We start from the raw sequence: 4,848 nt of genomic DNA on the forward strand, positions 1-4,848 counted from the left end.
CTCACCAGCCATCCCCGTCGACGGCGTTTCCCACCCAGGCAGGTTCTGTGATGACCTATCGAGATGGGATTAGTCAGCTTAATAGCCCAATCCTCGACCATACAAAATTGCCGGAGTTTTCCGCCCGGCGTTGACTCATACAGGGGGTCCTATCGCATAACCTCCCGCGTCCAGACAGGAGTGCGGGAATGAACAGCCATTGGTCAAAGCCGTTGCAGCAATGGGTGGTTTTGACACTCGCCGTGGTGTTGGGTGGTTGTGATTTCGGTCTCGGGAACAAGCCCGACGTTCCGCCTTCGCCCCCCTCCGCGCCCCAGCAGGTGGTCGCGCAGGCGGGGGATGCCTCCGCGCTGGTGACGTGGACCGTGCCCGCGAACGATGGCGGCAGCCCTGTGCTGTACTACGTCGTGAGCTGCGTCCCGGATTGCGGCGGCCAGTTGGTGAAGGCACCTGACACGCAGACCCTGGTGCGAGGCCTGACCAACGGCTTGACGTACACCTTCAGGGTCTCGGCGGTGAGCGCGCTGGGCGAAGGTCCGGCCTCCGTGGAGACGGAGCTGATGACGCCGCAGGCGGGCTTGCGCATCCCGAATCCCACGGTGCCAGGGAGACTGCGCTCGGTGGTGCCCACGGCGGGCAATGCTCAGGCGTTCGTCAGCTGGGTGGCGCCCGCGAGCTTCGGCGGCCGGCCCCTGTCGTACATCAAGGTGACGGCGGAGCCCGGGGGCATCACGAAGACGGTGACCGCCCCGGCGTCGGGCATCCTCATCGAGGGACTCACCAACGGCACCGCCTACACCTTCACCCTTGTCGCAGCCAATGAGGTGGGTGAAGGGCCTTCTGTGCGCACCTCAACGCCAGTGACGCCGCGTCCTGGCGGGGCCCCGACGAACTGGGTGATGGGCTACTGGGTGGGCTACGCGCATGGCCTGTACCCCCCGGAGTCGGTGGACATGTCATTGCTGACGCATGTGGTGGTGGGCCGCATCATCCCGAAGATTGACGGCACGCTGAAACCCATCGCCTTTGACTACAGCGAGATTGAAGGCCCCAAGGCTGCGAAGGTCCTGGCGCGGCGGGCCCACGAAGCCGGCAAGAAGGCGCTGCTGATGCTGGGCGGCGAGGGCGAGCACGCAGGCTTCAAAGGCGCGACGGAGACACTCGAGAAGCGCCGCAACTTCGTGAAGAGGCTCATCGAGGTCATGCACGAGCTGGAGTTCGACGGCATCGACGTGGACTGGGAGCCCATCGAGCTAAACAAGGGGGACGGCCCGCCGCTGCTGGCGTTGCTGGACGAGCTGCGCGCCGCGGACGAGAAGATCCTCATCACGGTGCCCGTGGGCTGGGTGAACGCCAACTTCCCGCTGAACGCGGAGGAAGCGGAGTTTCACCGGCAGCTCGCGGCCCGCGTCGACCAGATGAACATCATGGCCTACAAGATGAGCGGCAACTGGCCTCAGTGGGACAGCTGGCATTCCAGCGCGTTGTTTGGCGAGGGCGGAGGCCACCCCACCTCCGTCTCCAGCTCGGTGCAGGCCTTCATCAACGCGGGCGTCCCTCCGCAGCGAATGGGCGTGGGGATTGGCTTCTTCGGCTCCTGCTGGAAGTGCGTCACGCAGCCGCGTCAGCCGCTGGACGATTTCAAGGAGTGCAAGCCGATTGAGGAGAAGAGCGACAACGCGATGAGCTACTTCAACATCATGTCGCTCTACATCGATAAGGACTACGACGGCTTGCACTGGGACGAGGAAGCCAAGGTGCCCTACCTCAGCTACCCCAATGCCTTCGGCCCGCAGGCGTGCAACTACATCTCCTACGAGAACGTCGCCTCCATCTCGGAGAAGGGCCGCTGGGCGCGGGAGAAGGGCCTGGGTGGCGCCATCATCTGGACCATCAACCAGGGCCACTTCCCCAACGCCCCGATGGGTGAGAGGGATCCGCTGCTGAAGGCCACGCACTCGGCCTTCCTGAAGCCCTAGATGTAGCGGGCCTCGAAGAGCTGCCGCAGCGCCGGTTCGGTGCGCAGCAGCTCCAGCGTGAGGGCGGCGTGGTTGGGGACGTAGCCATTGCCCACGAGCATGGTGACGTCCTTGCCCACGCCCTCCGCGCCCAGGGCCGCCGTGGTGAAGCTGGTGGCCATGGAGAAGAAGATGACCGTGCCGCCGTCCTTCACGGACAACAGCGACGCCATCTCCGTGTTGCCCACGCTGGCGCAGTTGACCACCAGGTCGCAGAGCTGACCGCCCGTCGCCTTCTGCACCGCCTCCATCACGTCCACGCCCTGGGTGGCGTCCACCTTCAGGGCCTCGTCACACAGGCCGATGGCGGACAGCGCGTCCAGCGCCTTCTGGGAGATGTCCAGGGCCAGCAGCTTGCCGCGGCTCTCCAGGCTGCGGCGGGCCTGCGCCAGGCACAGCGCGCCGCTCTTGCCCGCGCCCAGCACCGCCACCGTCATGCCCGGGCGCACGTGGCGCGCCACCAGCGCGGGCGCGCCGCACACGTCCAGGGCCGCCAGGGCCAGCGTGTCCGGCATGTCCGAAGGCAACTTCGCGTAGATGCCGCTGGCGAAGAGCAGCGCGTGGCCGCGGATGTCCACGCGGTCGATGTCCGCGTGCACCGCCTTCACCTCTTCGATGACGAGCGGCGTGAGCGTCAGGCTCACCAGCGTGGCGATGCGGTCCCCCGGCTTGAGCACGCCGTTGGCGGGGTGCTTCAAGCCCAGCTCCTTCACGCGGCCAATGAGCATGCCGCCGGAGCCGGTGACGGGGTTCTGCATCTTGCCGCGCTCCCGGACGATGTCCTGGATGCGGGACGCGATGCGCGCGGGGTCTCCGCCCACGTCGTCCTTGATCTGCTTGAAGGACGCGGCGTCGATGTTGAGGCTCTCCACGTCGATGAGCAGCTCCGCCTCGCGGCACGGCAGCGAGGGGTCCAGCTTGCGAGCGCGCTGCGGCAGCACGCCCTTCTCTCCGACGACGCGCGACAGTCCGTAGGTATCCATGGCGTCCCCCTTATCAGTCCCGCGCCAGCAGCGGCACCAGCACCGACAGCGACCGCTCGAAGCGGTACGACACGCCGGAGTGCCCGTCCTCGAACTCCTCGTGCGCCACGTCCACGCCGCCGGCCTTCAGGTCGTCCGCCACCATGCGCGTGCCCCAGCGCAGGTTGAACTCGTCGCGCGTGCCGGCGTCCAGGTAGACCGTCTTGAGCTTGCGGAACGAGTCCATGAACTTGGGCACGAAGCGCACGGGGTCGTGCACCAGCCACCGGTTCCACACGTCCAGGCGCAGCTTCGCGTTGTGCTGCTCGAAGGGCAGCTCCAGGTTGAGCGGCTCGCCCTTCTTGGGTGAGTAGGCCGCCGCCATGGCCAGGATGTTGATGACCGGGAAGTCGTCGCCGCGCACCTTGGTGGCGCTCGCGCGCTGGCGCAGGTCCGTCACCCACGCCTCCACGCCGCCGGCCTTCATCAGCGCGGTGGCGGCCTTGGGCAGGTCCGGCAGGTACGAATATTCGAAGTAGGAATCCGGCGCGTGCGCGCCCACCAGGGAGAACACTTCCGGGTGGTAGCGGCCCATCACCAGCGCGCCGTAGCCGCCGGAGCTGTGGCCCACCACCGCGCGGGACGCGGCCTTGGGCAGCGTGCGGAAGGTCTTGTCCACGAACCCGACGACGTCCTTGATCAGGTAGTCGCGGTAGCGGCCAATGGCGTCGCTGTTCACCCACTGGCTGCCGCCCAGCTTCGTCCACGCGTCCGGGAACACGCCGATGACGGGCGGGATGGCGCCCTGCTCGATGAGCGCGTCCAGGCGCTCCGGAACGGTGGGCGAGAAGCCGGACGCGTTGGTCCACGAGCCGCCGCCGTTGCCGAAGGCGTGCAGGAAGTAGACGACGGCGTAGCGCTGCGTGCCCGCCGCGTAGCCCGGCGGCAGGTACACGGTGAGCCGGCGGCGGGCCGGATCTCCCAGTGGGTTGTTCTCCAGCGCGGGGGAATGCACTTCACGCGTCTCGAGCACGCCCTTCATCGTTCCCTCTCCTGGTCGCGGTGCGCCGCGCGCTCTAGGCGCTGGAGCCCGGGTGCTTGCCGAACAGCTTCATCACCTGCTGCAGGTCCTCCCACGCCTTGCGCTTCTCCGCGCTGTTGCGCAGGAGGTACGCGGGGTGGAAGGTGGGCATGAGCTGGATGCCCTCGTATTCGCGCCACTGCCCCCGCATGCGGGTGATGGGGGTGGTGTCCCGGAGCAGCGTCTGCGCCGCGAACTTGCCCAGCGCGACGATGACCTTCGGCTGGATGGCGAGCAACTGCGAGCGCAGGAAGGGTTCGCACGCGGCGATCTCATCCGGCTCCGGGTTGCGGTTGCCGGGCGGGCGGCACTTCACGACGTTGGCGATGTAGACGTCGTTGCGGCTGAAGCCCATGGCGCCGATCATCTTGGTGAGCAGGTCCCCGGCGGGGCCCACGAAGGGCACGCCCTGGAGGTCCTCGTTCTCACCGGGGCCCTCGCCCACGAACACCAGGTCCGCGCGAGGGTTGCCGGAGCCGAACACGATGTTCTTGCGGCTCGTGCACAGCTTGCAGCGGCGGCAGTCGCCCAGCTCGCGGCGGATCTGATCCAGCGTGGGGCGCTCGCCCTCCACGACGCCGGGCAGCGCGCCGTTGTAGCGGGGCGTGGACTTCGGCACGTCCAGGAGCATGGCTGGAGCCGGCGCCGACGCGGCGCGGGGAGCCGGAGGCGGCGCGGCCAAGGGGGCGCGGGGTGCGGCGGGAGGCGGCGTGGCGGCGGCCAGCGGACGGGGCGCGCCCAGGGGCTGCTTCATCGCGGCGTGCAGCGCGTCACGCGACGGCGACTC

General features: G+C 68.1%; 4 protein-coding genes. 1 reads left to right on the forward strand and 3 read right to left on the reverse strand.

Annotation, left to right across the window (positions count from 1 at the left end):
• Positions 1 to 224 precede the first annotated feature (224 nt).
• A complete protein-coding gene (locus D7X96_RS38605; RefSeq protein ID WP_233610263.1) occupies positions 225 to 1,979 on the forward strand; it encodes a glycosyl hydrolase family 18 protein in 1,755 nt (584 codons plus the stop codon).
• Here the strand turns inward: D7X96_RS38605 and kdd are convergent.
• The 3 genes from kdd to D7X96_RS38620 form a co-directional block, all read right to left on the reverse strand.
• The gene (kdd, locus tag D7X96_RS38610) at positions 1,976 to 3,001 is read right to left on the reverse strand and encodes an L-erythro-3,5-diaminohexanoate dehydrogenase (RefSeq protein ID WP_120553116.1); all 1,026 of its coding nucleotides are present in this window, start codon (positions 2,999 to 3,001) and stop codon (positions 1,976 to 1,978) included. The two genes, D7X96_RS38605 and kdd, sit on opposite strands and share 4 nt — an antisense overlap.
• A 13-nt stretch (positions 3,002 to 3,014) precedes the next feature.
• Positions 3,015 to 4,022, reverse strand: a complete 1,008-nt coding sequence (locus D7X96_RS38615) for an alpha/beta hydrolase (protein ID WP_120553117.1) — start codon at positions 4,020 to 4,022, stop codon at positions 3,015 to 3,017.
• 34 nt (positions 4,023 to 4,056) lie between these two features.
• The coding region (locus D7X96_RS38620; RefSeq protein ID WP_306449924.1) for a uracil-DNA glycosylase at positions 4,057 to 4,848 on the reverse strand (792 nt) is incomplete at its 5' end.

Origin of the sequence: Corallococcus interemptor, from assembly GCF_003668875.1 — a bacterium.
In the GTDB taxonomy this organism is placed as follows: Bacteria; Myxococcota; Myxococcia; order Myxococcales; family Myxococcaceae; genus Corallococcus; species Corallococcus interemptor.